Source organism: Pseudomonas sp. Root71, assembly GCF_001429045.1.
GTDB classification, from domain to species: domain Bacteria; phylum Pseudomonadota; class Gammaproteobacteria; order Pseudomonadales; family Pseudomonadaceae; genus Aquipseudomonas; species Aquipseudomonas monachiensis.
Map to the genome: position 1 here is coordinate 607,434 of NZ_LMHY01000001.1, position 20,055 is coordinate 627,488.

A 20,055-nucleotide genomic window follows, 5' to 3' on the forward strand; every position below is an offset into this window, starting at 1 on the left:
CGTTCGGACGATCTTTTGATTTTCGATTAAAACAGCTTCAACGGCTCTTCATTGAGCGCCGCCAATTGCTCGCGCAACGCCAACACCTGATCCCCCCAATACCGTTCGGTACCGAACCAAGGGAAACTGCGGGGGAAGGCCGGGTCTTCCCAGCGGCGGGCGAGCCAGGCGCTGTAGTGCATCAGGCGCAAGGCGCGCAGCGGTTCGATCAAGGCCAGTTCACGGGGGTTGAAGTCGTGGAACTCGTTGTAGCCGTCCATCAGTTCCGACAACTGGCTCAGGCAATCCTGACGGTCGCCGGCGAGCATCATCCAGATGTCCTGCACCGCTGGGCCCATGCGGCAGTCGTCGAGGTCGACGATATGGAACATCTCGTCACGGCACATCATGTTGCCGGGGTGGCAGTCACCGTGCATGCGGATGTTCTGGTGCGGCGTGTTGCTGTAGGCATCTTCCACACGCTTGAGCAAATCGCGGGCCACCGATTCGTAGGCCGGTAGCAGGCTGCGGGGGATGAAGTTGCCATCGAGCAACGTGGCCAGCGAGTCATGGCCGAAGTTCTTTACCGCCAGCGCTTCACGGTGCTCGAACGGCCGAGTCGAGCCGACCGCATGCAGGCGTCCGAGCAACTGGCCCAGGCGATACAACTGGTCGAGGTTGCCCGGTTCCGGTGCGCGGCCGCCACGGCGGGGGAACAGGGTGAAGCGGAATCCTTTGTGTTCGTGCAGGGTTTCACCGTTGTGGATCAACGGCGCCACGACCGGCACCTCGCAGTCGGCGAGTTCGGCGGTGAACTGGTGCTCTTCCAGAATCGCTTCGTTGCTCCAGCGTTGCGGCCGGTAGAACTTGGCGATCAGCGGCTCGGCGTCTTCGATACCGACCTGATAGACGCGGTTCTCGTAGCTGTTGAGGGCCAGGATGCGCGCGTCGCTGAGAAAGCCGATGCTTTCAACGGCATCGAGCACGAGGTCTGGGGTGAGGGTTTCAAACGGGTGGGCCATGCTGACTCCTGCGCGCAGCAGGCTGCTGCGTCCGGCCAGGCATGGTAGCGCAGACGGCGCGGTTTTAGTGGTTGGACTGAGATGTGTGGTGTCTGGGCTGACGCCATCGCGAGCAAGCTCGCTCCCACAGGAGATCTCTGGTGTGCCGCCGATCGCATGCACGCCGACAATCCAAAGTGGGAGCGAGCTTGCCCGCGAAGAGGCCCTGTCAGGCGCCGACGATCCCGCCATCTTCCCGAGAAATCGCCATCACCGAAGACCGCGGCTTGCCATTGGGCAGATGCTCGGGAAAGGTCGAACCACCGTTTTCACCCGGATGCTGGATCCCGACAAACAGGGTCTTCTGGTCCGGCGAGAAGCTGATCCCTGTCACTTCACAACCTACCGGGCCAACCATGAAGCGGCGAATCTCGCCGGTTACCGGGTCGGCACAGAGCATCTGGTTGTTGCCCATGCCGGCAAAGTCTCCGGCGTTGCTCGAATCGCCATCGGTGAGAATCCACAAGCGTCCGGCCTTGTCGAAGCCCAGACCGTCCGGGCTGTTGAACATGTTCTGTGGCGTGATATTCGACGATCCGCCTTTGGGTGTGCCGGCGTGAACCCCCGGATTACCGGCGACGACGAACAGGTCCCAGGCAAAGGTTTTCGAGCCGTGATCGTCACGCTCGGTGCGCCAGCGCAGGATCTGCCCGTAGACGTTCTTCTCGCGCGGGTTCGGCCCGCCCACCGGTTGCCCGTCTTCGCCGCGTTTGGCGTTGTTGGTCAGCGTGCAGTAAACCTGGCCATCCTTGGGGCTGACCACGATCCATTCCGGGCGGTCCATGCGGGTGGCTTTCACCACACTGGCAGCCAGGCGGGCGTGGATCAGCACTTCGGCCTGATCGGCAAAGCCGCTGCTGGCATCGATGCCGTTTTTGCCATGGGTCAGTTCGATCCATTCGCCCTGGCCTTTCGGGTGATCGACGTTGCCGTCGCCGGCATCGAAACGCGCTACGTACAGGGTGCCGTGGTCGAGGATGTCGCGGTTGGCCTTGGGGTTCTTGTGGTCGATCTTGTCGCGGCTGACGAATTTGTAGATGAACTCACCGCGCTCATCGTCGCCCATGTACACCACGGCATGACCGTCGGCGGTTTCGGCCAGGGCGGCGTTTTCGTGTTTGAAGCGGCCCAGGGCCGTGCGTTTGACCGGCGTCGACTTCGGATCGAACGGATCGATCTCCACCACCCAGCCGTGACGGTTCAGCTCGTTGGGGTTCTTGGCCATGTCGAAGCGCTCGTCGTACTGGTGCCAGTTGATCTCTTTGCTGGTGGCCACCACGCCGTAGCGTTTTTGCGCCGGGTCGAATTTCTGCTCGGCGTTGCTGCTGCCGAAGCAGTCGGTGAAGTTCTCTTCACAGGTCAGATAGGTGCCCCACGGTGTCTTGCCGTTGGCGCAGTTCTGGAAGGTGCCCAGGACATTCTTGCCCTGTGGATCGGCGCTGGTTTTGAGCAGGGCATGTCCGGCGGCCGGGCCGCTCAGGGTGATGGGTGCGTTGCCGTGAATGCGGCGGTTGTAGCGCGAGCCCTGGACGAAATGCCATTGGCCGTTCTTGCGCTGCACTTCAATCACCGACACACCTTCACAGGCCAGCGCCTTGCGCACTTCTTCGGCCGATTGCGGCATGCCGCCGTGGGCGTAGAGGTAACGGTAGTTGGTGTATTCGTTGTTGATCGCCATCAGCGCCCGGTCTTTTTCGCCCGGAAATTCGAACAGGCTCATGCCGTCGTTGTTGTCGCCGAACTGGACTTCCTGATGTTCGGCGCTGCCGTTGCCGCTCGGGTCGAACGCCGGACCGTCCTTGTGCAGAGGCTGGCCCCAGCTGATCAGTACCGAGGACTTGTAGCCAGGTGGCAAGGTGATGGAGTCGCTGGTGGCGGCGGCAATGCTGTCGAAGCCCAACAACTGGCTGTTACCGGCGCTGACACTGGCGGCCATTACGCTGCGGCTCAGCAGATTGCCGCCGAGGAACATCGCAGCGCCGCACAGGGCACCTGCGCTGATGAAGCCGCGACGGCTGAGGCCGACCATGTTTTCGAGGTCGGTGGACTGGTTTTCTTCTAATAGGCTCATTTCAGGCTCCCTGCGGATTTTGCAGACACCTTAAAGATGAGTAATGAACCTTTTGTTGCAGTTTGCTTAAAGCGGCGTGCCCAGTAGAACCCGGGACGGCGAGAACTCCACGCGCACCGGCTTGCCGCAGGTCAACTCCGATGCTTGCAGAAGACTCGGTTCGACCAGGGCGCATAGGGTCAGACCGTTGGCCAGGGTGATGCGCACTTCGCTGGGGCCGTCGTCGGCGTCGAGGACTTTTTCGATGATGCCCCTGAGGCAATTGTTTCCAGGCGTTTCGACGGTGTCAGTTTGCAGTACGTCGAGCCAGCCGGCCTTGATCAATGCCACGACATCGGTGCCGATTTGCAGCTCCAGGCGCTCGGTGCTGTCGTGGGTGATTTGCGCGGTGACGATCAGGCCTTCGGCGACTTCAAGGCGAATCAGGTCGTTGCGCCCCTGAGGTTCAATCGCCACCACCTTGCCGTGTAACTGGTTGCGTGCGCTCGTGCGCAGCATCAGGCGCCCGAGCAGGTCCAGATCGCTCGCGTCTTCAGCGGCTTCCAGCACCTGGGTCTGCAAGGCTTGCAGCTTCTGGTACAGGCGCAACACCCGCTCGCCTTCGTTGGACAATCGCGCACCGCCGCCGCCCTTGCCGCCGACAATCCGCTCCACCAGCGGTTTCTGCGCCAGGTTGTTCAGCTCATCGATCGCATCCCAGGCGGCCTTGTAGCTCATGCCCGCGCTTTTGGCCGCCCGGGTGATCGAGCCTTGTTCGGCGATGTGCTGCAACAGGGCGATGCGCTGCGGACGGCGGACGATGTGCTGGGACAGCAAGGTGGGCAAAGACATGACAAGTCGCTTTGAGTGGTGACGATGGTCAGGAAGTTGGCCGCTTGGGTCGCGCGAGTCAAGTCAGGGTGTTTCGCCGGGTTTGGGCGTACGGGCCAGGCAATAGACGTCGACCCTCGCCGCACCGGCGTCCATCAGCAGGCGAGCCAGGGCCTGGGCCGTGGCGCCGGTGGTCAGTACATCGTCGACCAGCGCCAGGTGCAAGCCTTTGACGACGGCGCCGGGTGCCAGGGAGAAAGCGTTGCACAGGTTCTTTCGGCGGGCTTGGGCGTTCAAGGCCTGTTGGGCGTCGGTGTCCTGGTGGCGTAGCAGCAACCGTTCGTCGCAAGGGATATCGAGACTCGCACTCAGCCAGTTAGCCAGCATCGCCGCCTGATTGAACCCGCGCTGGCGCAGGCGTCGGATGGCCAACGGGACCGGAATCAGCGCATGGGGGCGCGGCAGGTCGTCTTCGAAGCGATGTTGCAGGTATTGAGCAAGAAGTTCGCCGAGCAGGCGGCCAAACGGCCACTTGGCGTTGTGTTTGAAGCGGGTGATCAGGCTGTCTACCGGAAAGCTGTAGGTCCAAGGCGCAATCACCTGTTCAAAGGCCGGTGGCTGCTTCAGGCAATGGCCGCAGGTGAGGCCCGGGGCCGGGAGCGGCAGGGCGCAGGCCAGACAGTGATCGCCGAGCCAGGGCAGCTCGATTTCGCAGGCTGTGCAGACAGGAGGGATACCGTCGGCCGGTTCATCGCACAAAAGGCACGATTGTTTGTTTTTTGACCAGATGTAAACCTGCCCTTCGTATCGTGGTTGACAGCGCATCGCTCTTCCTTAAATATGCCGAAACATCTGTGAAGCGGCTGTGACATTCCATTACCCAGCCGCATGCCAAAGCATAATTCAAAGGAAACGCCCATGAGCGCCAGCACCACTGCAACCCTGCGTCATGACTGGACTTTGGCCGAAGTCAAAGCACTCTTCGTTCAGCCATTCAATGACCTGTTGTTCCAGGCGCAGACGGTGCACCGTGCGCATTTCGACGCCAACCGCGTCCAGGTGTCGACCCTGCTGTCGATCAAAACCGGCGCCTGCCCGGAAGATTGCAAATATTGTCCGCAGTCCGGTCACTACAACACCGGCCTGGAAAAAGAAAAACTGATGGAAGTGCAGAAGGTCCTCGAAGAGGCCGCTCGCGCCAAGGCCATCGGTTCGACCCGCTTCTGCATGGGCGCGGCGTGGAAGCACCCGTCGGCCAAGGACATGCCTTATGTTCTGAAGATGGTTGAAGGCGTGAAAGCCCTGGGCCTGGAAACCTGCATGACCCTCGGTCGCCTGGATCAGGATCAGACCGAAGCGCTGGCCAAGGCCGGCCTTGACTACTACAACCACAACCTCGATACGTCGCCGGAGTTCTACGGCAGCATCATCACCACCCGCACCTATAGCGAGCGCCTGCAAACCCTGGCCTATGTGCGTGAGTCGGGGATGAAGATCTGTTCCGGTGGCATCCTCGGCATGGGCGAGTCGCTGGACGACCGCGCCAACCTGCTGATCCAGCTGGCCAACCTGCCGGAGCATCCGGAGTCGGTGCCGATCAACATGCTGGTGAAAGTCGCCGGTACGCCGCTGGAAAATGCCGATGACGTCGACCCGTTCGACTTCATCCGCATGCTCGCCGTCGCGCGCATCCTGATGCCGCAATCCCACGTGCGCCTGTCCGCCGGCCGCGAAGCCATGAACGAGCAGATGCAGGCCCTGGCGTTCTTTGCCGGCGCCAACTCGATTTTCTACGGCGAAAAACTGCTGACCACCGCCAACCCGCAGGCTGACAAGGACATGCAACTGTTCTCTCGCCTGGGCATCCTGCCGGAAGCCCGCGAAGAGCACGCCGACGAGGTGCATCAGGCGGCGATCGAGCAGGCCCTGGTGGAGCAGAAGAGCAGCGAGCAGTTCTATAACGCGGCCATCTGAAATTCGCTCCGGTTCCTCTGAAGGAGTGCGAAACCCCCTGTGGGAGCGGGCTTGCTCGCGAAGGCGTCAGTCCAGTCGACATCAATGTTGAATGTCAGTCCGTATTCGTCGGATCGCCGCCCGGAGCAAGCCCGCTCCCACAGGGGACATGTGTCATTTGATAGTCGAGGCCTGCATGTCTTTCGATCTCGCCGCACGCCTTGCCGCCCGTCGTGCCGAAAACCTCTACCGCCAGCGCCCGCTGCTCGAAAGCCCGCAGGGGCCGCAAGTAGTGGTCGATGGCCAGCCGTTGCTGGCGTTCTGTAACAACGACTACCTGGGCCTGGCCAATCATCCGCAAGTGATCGAAGCCTGGCGTGCCGGTGCGTCGAAGTGGGGGGTGGGCGGAGGGGCATCCCATCTGGTCATCGGCCATAGCTCCCCGCACCATGCCCTGGAAGAAGCGTTGGCCGACCTGACCGGTCGCCCGCGCGCGTTGCTGTTCACCACCGGCTATATGGCCAACCTCGGCGCGGTCACGGCGCTGGTGGGGCAGGGTGATACGGTGCTCGAAGACCGGCTCAATCATGCTTCGCTGCTCGACGCGGGGCTGTTGTCCGGCGCGCGGTTCAATCGTTACCTGCACAACGACCCGGTGAGTTTGGCCAAGCGCCTGGAAAAAGCCGCTGGCAATACGCTGGTGGTCACCGACGGCGTGTTCAGCATGGACGGTGATATCGCCGACTTGCCAGCGCTGGCCCGAGAGGCCAAGGCCAAAGGCGCCTGGTTGATGGTCGACGATGCCCATGGTTTTGGACCGCTGGGCGCCAACGGTGGCGGCATCGTCGAACACTTCGGCTTGAGCCAGGATGACGTTCCGGTGCTGGTCGGCACCCTTGGCAAGGCGTTCGGTACGGCGGGTGCCTTTGTGGCTGGCAGCGAAGAACTGATCGAAAGCCTGATCCAGTTCGCCCGTCCCTACATCTACACCACCAGTCAGCCACCTGCGCTGGCCTGCGCCACGTTGAAAAGCCTGGAACTGCTGCGCAGCGAACACTGGCGCCGCGAGCATTTGCAGACGCTGATCCGCCAGTTCCGCAAAGGTGCCGAGCAGATTGGCCTGGAACTCATGGACAGCTTCACGCCGATCCAGCCGATCATGATCGGTGACGCCGGGCGCGCGGTGCGCCTTTCGCAGATGTTGCGTGAACGCGGGTTGATGGTGACCGCGATTCGCCCGCCGACCGTACCCGCCGGCAGCGCCCGGCTGCGGGTCACGCTGACGGCTGCCCACAGCGAAGCCCAGGTACAGCTATTGTTAAATGGACTGGCCGATTGTTTTCAGCAACTGAAGCCGGAGCCAAGCCATGCGTGATCGTTTGATTCTGCTGCCCGGCTGGGGCCTTGGCGTTTCACCGCTGGAGCCTCTGGCGGCGGCCTTGCGTGGCCTGGATGAGCACCTGCATGTCGAGATAGAGCCGTTGCCGGAGCTGGAGTCGAGCGATCTTGAAGAGTGGCTCGATGAGCTTGATTCGACTTTGCCGCAAGACGTCTGGCTAGGTGGTTGGTCATTGGGCGGCATGCTCGCTTGCGAGTTGGCGGCCCGGCGTGGCGATCGCTGCTGTGGCGTGTTCACCCTGGCCAGCAACGCTTCTTTTGTCGCCCATGATCAATGGTCAAGCGCGATGCCCGGAGAAACCTTCGACGCGTTTCTGGCGGGATGCGAAGCCGATCCGCGCGCGACCTTGAAACGCTTTTCACTACTCTGCGCCCAAGGCGCCGAAGACTCCCGCGGACTGTCGCGGTTGTTGCTCGGCGGCGCCCCGAATACCGCCGCGCCAGTGCTGCTCAGTGGCCTGCAGGTGCTCGCACAACTGGATACACGACAGGCTCTGCAATCGTTCCGCGGTCCGCAACTGCATCTGTTCGCCGGCCTCGACGGGCTGGTGCCGGTGGAAGCGGCGGGCGAGTTACTGGCATTGCTGCCGGATGTCGAAATCGGTCTGATTGAACAGGCCAGCCACGCGTTTCTCCTGGAGGATCCCCACGGTGTGGCGGGGGCGATCCAGGCCTTTTTGCATGAGTCCGGCGATGACTGATTTATCCCTTCCCAACCTGCCCGGCGCCTTGCCTGACAAACGTCAGGTAGCCGCTTCATTCTCCCGCGCGGCGGCCAGCTACGACAGCGTGGCCGAGTTGCAGCGGGATGTGGGCAGACAATTGCTCGGGCGCATGCCGCAAGACTTCGTACCGCAGCGCTGGCTGGACCTTGGCTGTGGCACTGGGCATTTCAGTCGTGCCCTGGATGAGCAATTTCCGGGCAGTCACGGTGTGGCGCTGGACATCGCCGAGGGCATGCTCAACCACGCCCGGCCATTGGGCGGCGCCACACACTTCGTGGCCGGCGATGCCGAGCGCTTACCACTGCAGGATTCGACCTGCGACCTGATCTTCTCCAGCCTGGCGGTGCAGTGGTGCGCGGACTTCGACTCGGTGCTCAGTGAAGCCTTTCGAGTACTGAAACCGGGTGGCATTTTCGCGTTTGCTAGTCTGTGTGTAGGGACGTTGTTTGAATTGCGCGACAGCTGGCGCGAAGTCGACGGCATGGTGCACGTCAACCGCTTCCGGGAGTTTGGTGTTTATCAGCAGTTGTGTGCGGCCAGCGCCTTGAATGTGGTCAGTCTGCAAAACCTTGCGCATGTGCTGCATTACCCGGATGTGCGCAGCCTGACCCATGAACTCAAGGCGTTGGGTGCGCACAATCTCAATCCCGGGCGGCCGGGTGGCTTGACCGGCCGGGCACGGATTTTGGGTCTGATTGAAGCTTACGAACAGTTTCGTCAGGCCCAGGGCCTGCCGGCGACTTATCAAGTGGTGTACGCCGTTTTGGAGAAGCCCTTATGAGCGCAGCCTATTTCATCGCCGGCACGGATACCGATGTCGGTAAAACAACGGTCGCTGCGGGGCTGCTGCATGCGGCGCGTTCGGCGGGATTGAGCACGGCGGCGGGCAAGCCGGTCGCGTCCGGTTGCGATGTGACGCCCAAGGGCCTGCGCAACGCCGATGCGCTGGCCTTGCTGGCGGAGTGTTCGCTGCCGCTGACCTACACGCAGGTCAATCCGATGGCCTTCGAACCGGCCATTGCCCCGCATCTGGCGGCGCGAGAGGCGGGCGTGGCGCTGACGGTGCAGTCGTTGCTGACGCCGATGCGGCAGATCCTGGGCATGCAGGCGGACTTCACCCTGATCGAAGGCGCTGGCGGCTGGCGCGTACCCTTGGCGGATCAGGACAATCTGTCGGACCTGGCCATCGCTTTGAAGCTGCCGGTGATCCTGGTGGTCGGCGTGCGGCTGGGGTGCATCAGCCATGCCTTGCTGACCGCTGAGGCGATTGCCCGGGACGGTTTGCAACTGGCGGGCTGGGTGGCCAACATTATCGACCCCAAGACCTCGCGGCTGGAAGAAAACCTGGCCACCCTTGCCGAGCGTATCCCGGCACCGTGCCTGGGGCGTGTGCCTAAACTCAAGGTCGTCACGGCCGAGGCAGTGGCCGAGCACTTGCAACTGGACCTGTTGGACTGAGGTTTGTCGCATGGGGGCTTTGCCTATGGCAAGGCACTGTGCCATTAGTGTTTTTGACGGGTGTTTTGCCAGCCACTCTGCTTCAATGGCCGCTGTTGATCCTTTGAAAGGACGAGTTCTCCCATGGAAATCTCAGGAAACACCGCTTTTTATGCCGGTCTGAGCACTCTTCAGACGGGGCAGAACCGTGTCGATCAAGCCGTCGGGCAGATCGCCAACACGACGATCGAGCGTTCAGTCACCAGCCAGTCCTCCGAGGTGCAGGTCGATCGTCTGCGATCGGTTGATCGCAGCCGGCAATCGGACCTGGCCAGCAATGTGGTCGAAATGGTCCAAGGCAAGATTCAGGCGGAGCTGGGCGTGAAAATCGCCAAGGCAGCCGACGAAGTGCTCGGGACGTTGATCGATACCTACGCCTGATTCTTTAAAGAAATTTGCACCCTCCAGCGCCGCGCCTGTTCGCGGCGTTTTTCTGCGTAAGTCTTTCTTGTTCAACTAATCTTTTCGGTGCGGCGGGCTGCTTCGCAAGCGCGGCTGCGTTGTCGCGTGCCTGTGTGTCCAATCCTGCGATGACGAACGGCAAAAGATCGACGCTTGACAAGATTTGGGCGTAAACGTATGTTTCAAACAACTGTTTGATCGCAACAACAAATCAATGCGGTCGTTCATTCCCGGTTACATCAGCAGAGGTTTATCGCTATGCCTGACTACAAGGCCCCCTTGCGTGATATTCGCTTCGTTCGTGACGAGTTGCTCGGCTACGAAGCGCACTATCAGAGCCTTCCGGCTTGTGCCGACGCAACTCCGGACATGGTTGACGCCATTCTTGAGGAAGGCGCCAAGTTTTGTGAGCAGGTACTGGCTCCGCTGAACCGCGTGGGCGACCTCGAAGGCTGCACCTGGAGCGAGTCCGGCGTTAAGACCCCGACTGGCTTCAAGGAAGCCTACAAGCAATTCGTCGAAGGTGGCTGGCCGAGCCTGGCTCACGACGTAGAGCACGGTGGCCAAGGTCTGCCGGAGTCCCTGGGTCTGGCCATCAGCGAAATGGTTGGCGAGTCCAACTGGTCGTGGGGCATGTACCCAGGCCTGTCGCACGGTGCGATGAACACCATCTCCGAGCACGGCACCCCTGAACAGCAAGAGGCTTACCTGACCAAGCTGGTTTCCGGCGAGTGGACCGGCACCATGTGCCTGACCGAGCCGCACTGCGGCACCGACCTGGGCATGCTGCGCACCAAGGCCGAGCCTCAGGCCGACGGTTCCTACAAGGTTTCCGGCACCAAGATCTTCATCTCGGCCGGTGAACACGACATGGCCGACAACATCGTCCACATCGTTCTGGCCCGCCTGCCGGATGCACCGGCTGGCACCAAAGGCATCTCCCTGTTCATCGTGCCGAAGTTCATGCCGAACGCCGATGGTTCGGTTGGCGCGCGTAACGCTGTGTCCTGCGGTTCCCTGGAACACAAGATGGGCATCCACGGCAACGCTACCTGCGTGATGAACTTCGACGGCGCTACCGGTTTCCTGATCGGCCCGGCGAACAAAGGCCTGAACTGCATGTTCACCTTTATGAACACCGCACGCCTGGGTACTGCGCTGCAAGGCCTGGCCCACGCTGAAGTCGGTTTCCAGGGCGGCCTGAAATACGCTCGCGACCGTCTGCAGATGCGCTCGCTGACTGGCCCGAAAGCGCCGGACAAAGCCGCTGACCCGATCATCGTGCACCCTGACGTACGCCGCATGCTGTTGACCATGAAGGCATTCGCCGAAGGCAACCGTGCAATGGTTTACTTCACCGCCAAGCAGGTCGACATCGTCAAGTACGGTGTGGACGAAGAAGAGAAGAAGAAAGCCGACGCACTGTTGGCGTTCATGACGCCAATCGCCAAAGCCTTCATGACCGAAGTCGGTTTCGAATCGGCCAACCACGGCGTGCAGATCTACGGTGGCCACGGCTTCATCGCCGAGTGGGGCATGGAGCAGAACGTCCGCGACAGCCGCATCTCGATGCTGTACGAAGGCACCACCGGTATCCAGGCACTCGACCTGCTGGGCCGTAAAGTGCTGATGACCCAAGGCGAGGCCCTCAAAAGTTTCACCAAGATCGTCCACAAGTTCTGCCAGACCAACGAAGGCAACGAAGCGGTCCAGGAGTTCGTCGCTCCGCTGGCCGCACTGAACAAGGAGTGGGGCGAGCTGACCATGAAGGTCGGTATGGCCGCCATGAAAGACCGCGAAGAAGTCGGCGCGGCCTCCGTGGATTACCTGATGTACTCCGGTTACGCCTGCCTGGCCTACTTCTGGGCTGACATGGCGCGTCTGGCTGCCGAGAAACTGGCTGCCGGCACTTCCGAAGAGGCGTTCTACACCGCCAAGCTGCAGACTGCGCGTTTCTACTTCCAGCGCATCCTGCCGCGTACCCGCACTCACGTCGTAACCATGCTGTCGGGCGCCAACAACCTGATGGACATGAAAGAAGAGAACTTCGACCTGGGCTACTAAGCCTTAACGAAGTACTTGAAAAAGCCGCTGCTCCTTCGGGAGCAGCGGCTTTTTTTGCTTTAAAGGTTGCCGGTGAAATGAATGGTTGGAACGGCCTTTGAAAAATACCTCAGTAATTCACTCAGCAACTCGGGCTTCCTGCCGTTACAGTGGTGGGCACATTGCCATCTATTGATTTGACGGGTCGGAGCTTTACCCTTGCCGCGCTCATCTGCTGTACGTTTCAGTCATTTCCTGCCGTCATTAGTGCTGTTACTGGCGGGGCTTGCGGCTGCTTACATCAAGGATCTGAACGTCTTCTTCACGTCGCTGTTCAACGTGTTGCCCACCCTGGTGTTGTTGCTCGGGGGCGCCTATTGCGCGGTGTACCGACGCCAGCGTGAACTGTTTCTGATGGTCACGGTGTACATCGCCTACTTCCTGCTCGACACCCAGACCGACTATTACCGCGACAACGGCAAGGTGCGTGACGATGCCGCCGTGGTCTTTCATTTGTGTTGCCTGCTGCTGCCGCTGTTGTTTGGCGTGTTCGCGGCGTGGCAGGAACGCACCCATCTGTTCCAGGACATGGTGGCGCGCTTCGCGGTCTTGCTCGCGGTCGGCAGCGTAGCGCTGGGGCTTGAGCAAAGTTATCCACACGCGCTACTGATCTGGCTCTCGGAGATACGCTGGCCTGCCTTGCATGGCGCCTGGATGAGCCTGATCCAGTTGTCCTATCCGGTGTTCATCGCTGCGTTCCTGCTGCTGGCCTGGCAATACTGGCGCAACCCGCGACCGCTGCATGCCGCGCAATGGGTGGGGCTGCTCGGGTTGTTCTGGATGTTGCCGAAAACCTTCATCCTGCCGTTCACGCTGAACATCATGTGTAGCCAGGTGATGCTGATGATCGCCGCCGCCGTTGCCCACGAAGCCTATCAAATGGCCTTCCGCGACGAACTGACCGGACTGCCGGGCCGTCGTGCGCTGAATGAACGCCTGCAACGGTTGGGGCGCAACTACGTGTTGGCCATGAGCGACGTCGACCACTTCAAGAAATTCAACGACACCCACGGCCACGACGTCGGTGACCAGGTGCTGCGGCTGGTGGCCAGCAAGCTGTCGAAAATCGGCGGTGGCGGTAAGGCGTATCGCTATGGCGGCGAGGAATTTGCCCTGGTGTTTGCAGGCAAGACCCTCGAAGAGTGCCTGCCGCACCTGGAGGTCATCCGCGAGTCCATCGCCACTTACAACATTCAGCTGCGCAATCAGGAAAATCGCCCGCAGGACGATAGTCAGGGGCGTCAGCGGCGTGCCGGTTCCGGTGCGTCGAGTGTGTCGGTGACGGTCAGTATCGGTGTTGCGGAGCGGATCGACCAACGCACCCCCGAAGAGGTACTCAAGTCCGCTGACCAGGCGCTCTACAGCGCCAAGGGCGCCGGGCGCAACTGCGTGATGGCGTTCGGGCAGAACCGCCGTGGCGCCGTGCGCATGGACACCGCTACGGTTGAGTGATGATGGCGCATTCAGCGAGCGCAAAATGATTGTGAGGCGTGGTCGGCAGCAGTAGGTTGGAGAAATCTGCCGACGGAGAATGACCATGCCCGAGTACAAAGCTCCCTTGCGCGACATGCGCTTTCTGATCGACCACGTCTTCGACTTTCACCGCAATTACGCCGCGCTGGGGGCCACCGATGCCAGCCCGGACATGGTCAATGCGATCCTCGAAGAAGGGGCGAAGTTCTGCGAAAACGTGCTGTCGCCGCTCAACCGCAGTGGTGATGAAGAAGGCTGCCATTTCGACAATGGCGTGGTCACCACCCCCGCGGGCTTCAAGCAGGCATTCGCCCAATATGTCGAGGGCGGCTGGCATGGCCTGGCGGCGGATCCGGTTTACGGCGGTCAAGGGTTGCCGATCTCCCTGGGCCTGGTGATCAGCGAGATGGTGGGTTCCAGCAACACCTCATGGGGCATGTACCCCGGCCTGACCCACGGTGCGATGTCGGCGATCCACGCCCATGGCACCGAGGCGCAGAAGCAGACCTATTTGAAGAAGCTTACCGCTGGCCAATGGACCGGCACCATGTGTCTGACCGAAGCCCATTGCGGCACTGACCTGGGCATCATCAAGACCCGCGCCGTACCTGCGGCCGATGGCAGCTACGCGATCTCCGGCAGCAAGATCTTTATCTCCGCCGGCGAGCACGACATGAGCGCCAACATCATTCACCTGGTGCTGGCCAAATTGCCGGACGCACCGGCCGGGACCAAGGGCATTTCGCTGTTCATCGTGCCCAAGTTCCTGCCCGATGCGACGGGCGAAGCGGGCGAGCGCAACGGCGTGTCCTGCGGCTCGATCGAACACAAAATGGGCATCAAGGCCTCGGCCACCTGCGTGCTGAACTTCGACGAGGCCAAGGGCTTCCTGATCGGCGAGCCGAACAAGGGACTCAACTGCATGTTTACCATGATGAACCACGCGCGGCTGGGCACTGGCATGCAAGGGCTTTGTCTGGGGGAGGCGAGCTTCCAGGGCGCGATAAAGTACGCCAACGAGCGTTTGCAGATGCGCTCGCTGACCGGCCCGAAAGCGCCGGAAAAAGCCGCCGACCCGATCATCGTGCACCCTGATGTGCGGCGGATGTTGCTGACCATGAAAGCCTTCAACGAAGGCAACCGCGCGCTGACCTATTTCACCGCGCAGTTGCTCGACGTTGCACACCTGTGCCCGGATGAAACGGCGCGCCAGGACGCCGAAGACCTGTTGGCGTTCCTCACGCCGATCTGCAAAGCCTTCATGACCGACACCGGGCTGGAAGTGACCAACCATGGCATGCAGGTGTTTGGCGGCCACGGGTTCATTCGCGAATGGGGCATGGAGCAACTGGTCCGTGACTGCCGGATCGCACCGATCTATGAAGGCACCAACGGCATTCAGGCGCTGGACTTGCTCGGGCGCAAGGTACTCGGCAGCCAGGGCAAGCTGCTGCGCGGCTTCACCAAAATCGTCCATAAGTTCTGCGCGGCGAACGCCGAGCATCCACAACTGGCCGGGTATGTGGCGCAGCTCAATCAACTGAACCAGCAGTGGGGTGAGTTGACCACCAGGGTCGGAATGGCGGCGATGAAAAACCCGGACGAAGTCGGTGCCGCGTCGGTGGATTACCTGATGTACAGCGGTTACATCATCCTTGGCTACCTGTGGTTGCGCATGGCGCTGGTGGCTCAGGCGCAACTCGATGCCGGCAGCGGCGATGGCGACTTCTGCCGGGGCAAACTGGCGACCAACGAGTTTTACTTCAAGCGTCTGCTGCCACGCACTGCCGCTCATCGGGCAGCCATAGAGGCGGGTAGCGATTGCCTGATGCAGTTGCCGGCGGAGTTGTTTGCGCTTTAGTCATAAAAGTCCGTTACAAAGAAGCTCGCCTTGCGCGGGCTTTTTTGTTGATGACTAAAAATAACAAAACAGTCATGAGTTGACCCTATGTGTCGCAAAAGTTGTTGGGTTACACTCGACCCAACGAAAACACTCTTCCTGTGAATCATCTGTATAGATCTTGCGAGGTTTGCCATGGCTGACTACAAAGCGCCCCTGCGCGATATGCGCTTCGTCCTCAATGAAGTTTTCGAGGTTGCCAAACTCTGGGCCGAACTGCCTGCACTGGCTGAAACCGTGGATGCAGAAACGGTCGAAGCCATTCTGGAAGAAGCCGGCAAAGTCACCAGCAAAAGCATCGCACCGCTGAGCCGTGCCGCTGACGAAGAAGGTTGCCATTGGGCCGACGGTGCCGTCACCACTCCGGCAGGCTTCCCACAGGCTTATCAGACCTACGCTGAAGGCGGTTGGGTCGGTGTCGGTGGCGATCCGACCTACGGTGGCATGGGCATGCCCAAGGCGGTTTCGGCGCAGGTCGAAGAAATGGTCAACTCCGCGAGCCTGTCGTTCGGCCTGTACCCGATGCTGACCGCCGGTGCTTGCCTGTCGATCAACGCCCACGCCAGCGAAGAGCTGAAAGCGGCGTACCTGCCAAACATGTACGCCGGTGTATGGGCCGGTTCCATGTGCCTGACCGAGCCGCACGCCGGTACTGACCTGGGGATCATCCGTACCAAGGCCGAGCCTCAGGCTGACGGTTCCTATAAAGTCAGCGGCACCAAAATCTTCATCACCGGCGGCGAACACGACCTGACCGAGAACATCATTCACCTGGTACTGGCCAAACTGCCGGACGCACCGGCGGGGCCGAAAGGTATTTCGCTGTTCCTGGTGCCGAAGTTCATGGTCAATGCCGATGGCAGCCTGGGCGCGCGCAACCCGGCGAATTGTGGTTCGATCGAACACAAGATGGGCATCCAGGCGTCCGCGACCTGCGTGATGAACTTCGACGAAGCCGTGGGTTACCTGGTCGGCGAGCCGAACAAGGGCTTGGCGGCGATGTTCACCATGATGAACTACGAGCGTCTGGGCGTCGGTATCCAGGGCCTGGCCACTGGCGAGCGCTCGTACCAGAACGCCGTGGAATACGCCCGCGACCGTCTGCAAAGCCGTTCGCCAACGGGCGCGCAGAACAAGGACAAAGTGGCTGACCCGATCATCGTCCACCCGGACGTGCGTCGCATGCTGCTGACCATGAAAGCCTCGAACGAAGGTGGCCGTGCGTTCTCCACCTACGTGGCGATGCAACTGGACACCGCCAAGTTCAGCGAAGACGCAACCACCCGCAAGCGTGCGGAAGACCTGGTGGCATTGCTGACCCCGGTGGCCAAGGCGTTCCTGACCGACCTCGGCCTGGAAACCACCGTACACGGCCAGCAGATCTTCGGCGGCCACGGTTACATCCGTGAGTGGGGCCAGGAGCAGCTGGTGCGTGACGTGCGCATCACCCAGATCTACGAAGGCACCAATGGCATTCAGGCGCTGGACCTGGTCGGACGCAAGATCGTGGGCAGCGGCGGGGCGTTCTACAATCTGTTCGCCGACGAGATTCGCCACTTCACGGCAACCGCCAGCGCGGACCTCGCCGAGTTCACCAAGCCACTGAACGACGCCGTAACCACCCTCGATGAACTGACCGCGTGGTTGCTTGACCGTGCGAAGAGCAATCCGAACGAAATCGGCGCGGCGTCGGTCGAGTATCTGCAGGTGTTCGGTTACGTGGCATACGCCTACATGTGGGCCCTGATGGCCAAGGCGGCTTTCGGCAAGGAAGCGCAAGACGATTTCTACGCCAGCAAATTGGGTACGGCTCGCTTCTATTTCGCCCGCCTGCTGCCGCGCATTCACTCGTTGAGCGCGTCGGTGAAGGCCGGTAGCGAATCGTTGTTTCTGCTGGATGCAGGACAATTCTGATGAAGTAACGTTATGTAAGCATTCTCTTACATAACGTGCTGCTGTTCTCCCATAGATGCAAATTGGATCCACAGCTAATCTACTTCTCATGGACGTAGCGCAGGAAGCGCAAAGCAACAACAGGGACACGTAGGATTCTGCCAGGACGGCGGAGTGAAATGGATGTCAGGGAAACAGTCTGCAAAGCCCCGCTTCGGCGGGGTTTTCTTTTGCCTGAAGAAAAGTTTTCAGCTTGTCCCATCCAGAGCCTGCGCGCTGTTCAAGCGCCCGTCCGGGCCGTTTATCACCTCTTCCAGCAATGTCCGCAGCAATGCCAGCGAGGCCTGCTGCCGTTGCACATCCCGACACACCAGACCGACCTTCAGCGGCACCCGGGGTTCGCTCAGGGGCTTCCACAACAGTTCGTGGTTGCCATGGGTCTTTTGCGAGCGACCGGGCAATACCGTCGCCAGGCGCGTGTGGGGCAGGCTGTCGAGGATGCCGGCCATGTTGTTCAGCTCGGCTTGCACCTGTGGGCGACGACCAAGGCTTGTCAGCTGTGCCTGCCAGATCTGCCTGATCTGAAATTCTTCGCCCAGCAGCAACATCGGCAGTTCGGCCGCCTGACTCATGGACACTTTCTTGAATTCACGCAGCGGATGCTCTGCCGGGATGACCAGGGTCAGTTCATCTTCGTACAGCATCACGCCATGCAAGCCAGGCTGGCGGGGCGGCAGGTAGCCGATGCCGATATCCAGAGAACCGTTGAGCAGTCGCCGCTCGATTTCCAGGCCGGTCAGTTCATAGATCTGCACCACCAGATGCGGCTGCGCCTTGCGCACCCGTTCGAGCATCTGCGGAACGAGGCTGGTGTGCACGGTCTGCAACACACCGATGGCCAGGGTGCGCAGGGCCTGCCCCTTAAAGTTGCCGAGCGCTTCCCGTGCCCGTTGCAGACCATCGAGCAAAGGCAGTGCGTGGTTGTACAGCGTGTGCGCCGCGAGGGTCGGCAACAGGCGTTTGCTGCTGCGCTCGAACAGGCTCACCTCGAGGTTTTGCTCGAGGTGGCGGATTTGCTGGGACAGCGCCGGCTGGGAGATGGACAGACGCTCGGCGGCCCGGCCCACGTGGCCTTCTTCGTAAACCGCGACGAAATAACGCAGTTGCTTGAAATCCATAAGTAATGCTTATCGAAAATGCTGGGAAATCGAAATGGCTGAACGCCTCGCCTGAGCCTAGTCTAACCGCATTCACAGGGCTTACAGGGCCACAGAGTGCGATGAATACCCTTTGCTTCGATGGTATTTACATAGGTAAGGCAAAAAACCTCATCAGAGGTTTTGTCAGATGAATCTGTTCAGTCTGCGCCGCAGTCCACCCAGTCTTGATGATCTGGTCATGGACGCCTTCCTGCCATCCCAAGGCGATAACCTTTCCAGCGAGTACTTGATGCCCAGTGTCGAGCGGCCGAAACAGATATTTGTGCGTGGCCAGGGTTCATGGTTGTGGGACAGCGATGACCGTGCGTACCTGGATTTTTCCCAGGGCGGCGGGGCCAACAGCCTTGGTCACAGCCCTTCGGTACTGGTCAATGCAATCACATCCCAGGCTCAGTTGCTGATCAATCCGGGTTTCGGCCTGCACAATCGCGGCATGCTCAGCCTCGCCGAACATCTGTGTGCCAGCACCGGCAGTGATCAGGCCTACCTGCTCAATACCGGCAGCGAAGCCTGTGAGGCGGCGATCAAACTGGCGCGCAAATGGGGTCAACAGCATCGCGGTGGTGCGTCGCGCATCATCGTGGCCAACAACGGTTGCCATGGCCGCAGCCTGGGGACGATTTCGGCGTCGGACAGTTCGACATTGGCCAACCGTTTCGAGCCGCAATTGCCAGGCTTCAGTCGTGTCCCGTTCAATGATCTGCCAGCGTTGCATGCGGCCGTGGATGAACGGACCGTAGCGATCATGCTCGAGCCGATCCAGAGCGAAGCCGGCGTGATCCCGGCCACCGCGCACTACCTCAAGGGCGTCGAACGCTTGTGCCGTGAACTCGGCATTTTGCTGATCCTTGACGAAGTGCAAACCGGCATCGGCCGTTGTGGCACCTTGCTCGCGGAACAGTCCTGTGGCGTCACGGCGGATATCGTCGTGCTTGGCAAAGGCTTGGGCGGCGGGGTGCCATTGGCCGCATTGCTGGCGAGGGGCAAGGCTTGCTGCTTCGACATTGGCGAGGTGACAGGCACTCATCACGGTAATGCGTTGATGACGGCGGCGGGACTTGCGGTGCTCGATACCGTGCAGGACAAGGTTTTCCTCAAACACATTGCAGAAGCCGGTCAACACCTGCGTGAAGGGTTGGAGCGTCTGGCCCATCGTTACGGTCACGGCGAGTTGCGCGGACAAGGGCTGCTTTGGGGGCTGACGCTGTCGGACGATTCCGCCGACGCGGTGGTCAAGGCCGCGCTGTATGAAGGCTTGTTGCTCAATGCACCACAACCCGACTGCCTGCGCTTTACCCCTGCGCTCAATGTCAGCAACGCCAACATCGATGAAATGCTCCTGCGCCTGGCGCGTGCCTTCTCCCGAGTACGCACCGCGCAATTGCAGTGCCGCAAAGGGATTGCCGTCTGATCCGGCGCGCCCTGCACACATTCCAGAACCGTCTCGCGGTAATACGCACGCCCTACGCCCGACACTTTTGGCGTGGGGCGTTTTTTTGTGGCCGGCCTTTTCCAAAGGCAATTTCGGCTTGAGCGGTTAGCACATCAATGGCTTTCTAGCGTGCATCGG

Annotated in this window: 16 protein-coding genes; 11 read left to right on the forward strand and 5 right to left on the reverse strand. The window is 60.8% G+C overall.

Features of this window, described 5'->3' with window-relative positions; translation table 11 throughout:
• Positions 1-26: 26 nt before the first annotated feature.
• From ASD95_RS02840 to ASD95_RS02855, 4 genes are all read right to left on the reverse strand, one after another.
• Positions 27-1,001 (reverse strand): serine/threonine protein kinase, encoded by a 975-nt coding sequence (locus ASD95_RS02840; RefSeq protein WP_056726604.1) that lies wholly within the window; start codon positions 999-1,001, stop codon positions 27-29.
• Between the two features lie 208 nt (positions 1,002-1,209).
• Positions 1,210-3,111: a PhoX family protein gene (locus tag ASD95_RS02845; RefSeq protein ID WP_056726605.1), complete on the reverse strand. Its 1,902-nt coding sequence runs from the start codon at positions 3,109-3,111 to the stop codon at positions 1,210-1,212.
• A gap of 66 nt (positions 3,112-3,177) precedes the next feature.
• Positions 3,178-3,942 (reverse strand): TOBE domain-containing protein, encoded by a 765-nt coding sequence (locus tag ASD95_RS02850; protein WP_056726606.1) that lies wholly within the window; start codon positions 3,940-3,942, stop codon positions 3,178-3,180.
• Between the two features lie 63 nt (positions 3,943-4,005).
• Complete coding sequence (locus ASD95_RS02855; RefSeq protein WP_056726607.1) at positions 4,006-4,746, reverse strand: ComF family protein; 741 nt, start codon at positions 4,744-4,746, stop codon at positions 4,006-4,008.
• Positions 4,747-4,839: 93 nt separating this feature from the next.
• Here ASD95_RS02855 and bioB point away from each other — a divergent pair, with 93 nt between their 5' ends.
• From bioB to ASD95_RS02905, 10 genes are all read left to right on the forward strand, one after another.
• Entirely contained in the window at positions 4,840-5,895 is a 1,056-nt protein-coding gene (gene bioB, locus ASD95_RS02860) for a biotin synthase BioB (protein WP_056726608.1), read from the forward strand.
• A 175-nt stretch (positions 5,896-6,070) separates the two neighbouring features.
• A complete protein-coding gene (bioF, locus tag ASD95_RS02865) occupies positions 6,071-7,249 on the forward strand; it encodes an 8-amino-7-oxononanoate synthase (RefSeq protein ID WP_056726609.1) in 1,179 nt (392 codons plus the stop codon).
• Complete coding sequence (locus ASD95_RS02870; protein WP_056726610.1) at positions 7,242-7,973, forward strand: alpha/beta fold hydrolase; 732 nt, start codon at positions 7,242-7,244, stop codon at positions 7,971-7,973. Before bioF ends, ASD95_RS02870 begins: the two co-directional genes overlap by 8 nt.
• Positions 7,966-8,778, forward strand: coding sequence for a malonyl-ACP O-methyltransferase BioC (gene bioC, locus ASD95_RS02875; protein WP_056726611.1), 813 nt, complete (start codon positions 7,966-7,968; stop codon positions 8,776-8,778). The genes ASD95_RS02870 and bioC overlap by 8 nt, the downstream gene beginning before the upstream one ends.
• Positions 8,775-9,455, forward strand: a complete 681-nt coding sequence (gene bioD / locus ASD95_RS02880) for a dethiobiotin synthase (protein WP_056726612.1) — start codon at positions 8,775-8,777, stop codon at positions 9,453-9,455. Before bioC ends, bioD begins: the two co-directional genes overlap by 4 nt.
• 123 nt (positions 9,456-9,578) lie before the next feature.
• Positions 9,579-9,875: a hypothetical protein gene (locus tag ASD95_RS02885; RefSeq protein WP_056726613.1), complete on the forward strand. Its 297-nt coding sequence runs from the start codon at positions 9,579-9,581 to the stop codon at positions 9,873-9,875.
• Positions 9,876-10,154: 279 nt separating this feature from the next.
• A complete protein-coding gene (locus tag ASD95_RS02890) occupies positions 10,155-11,960 on the forward strand; it encodes a phenylacyl-CoA dehydrogenase (protein ID WP_056726614.1) in 1,806 nt (601 codons plus the stop codon).
• A 198-nt stretch (positions 11,961-12,158) separates the two neighbouring features.
• On the forward strand, positions 12,159-13,451 hold the full coding sequence (locus ASD95_RS02895) for a GGDEF domain-containing protein (RefSeq protein ID WP_056726615.1): 1,293 nt from the start codon (positions 12,159-12,161) through the stop codon (positions 13,449-13,451).
• Between the two features lie 85 nt (positions 13,452-13,536).
• Complete coding sequence (locus ASD95_RS02900; protein WP_056726616.1) at positions 13,537-15,333, forward strand: acyl-CoA dehydrogenase C-terminal domain-containing protein; 1,797 nt, start codon at positions 13,537-13,539, stop codon at positions 15,331-15,333.
• Between the two features lie 174 nt (positions 15,334-15,507).
• Positions 15,508-17,286, forward strand: a complete 1,779-nt coding sequence (locus ASD95_RS02905) for an acyl-CoA dehydrogenase C-terminal domain-containing protein (protein WP_056726617.1) — start codon at positions 15,508-15,510, stop codon at positions 17,284-17,286.
• 227 nt (positions 17,287-17,513) lie between these two features.
• On the opposite strand, the gene ASD95_RS02910 is transcribed toward ASD95_RS02905, so the two are convergent.
• Positions 17,514-18,443 (reverse strand): LysR family transcriptional regulator, encoded by a 930-nt coding sequence (locus ASD95_RS02910; protein ID WP_056726618.1) that lies wholly within the window; start codon positions 18,441-18,443, stop codon positions 17,514-17,516.
• A gap of 169 nt (positions 18,444-18,612) precedes the next feature.
• Between ASD95_RS02910 and ASD95_RS02915 the strand changes: the two genes are divergently transcribed.
• The gene (locus ASD95_RS02915; RefSeq protein WP_056726619.1) at positions 18,613-19,896 is read left to right on the forward strand and encodes an aspartate aminotransferase family protein; all 1,284 of its coding nucleotides are present in this window, start codon (positions 18,613-18,615) and stop codon (positions 19,894-19,896) included.
• The last annotated feature ends 159 nt before the right edge of the window (positions 19,897-20,055 follow it).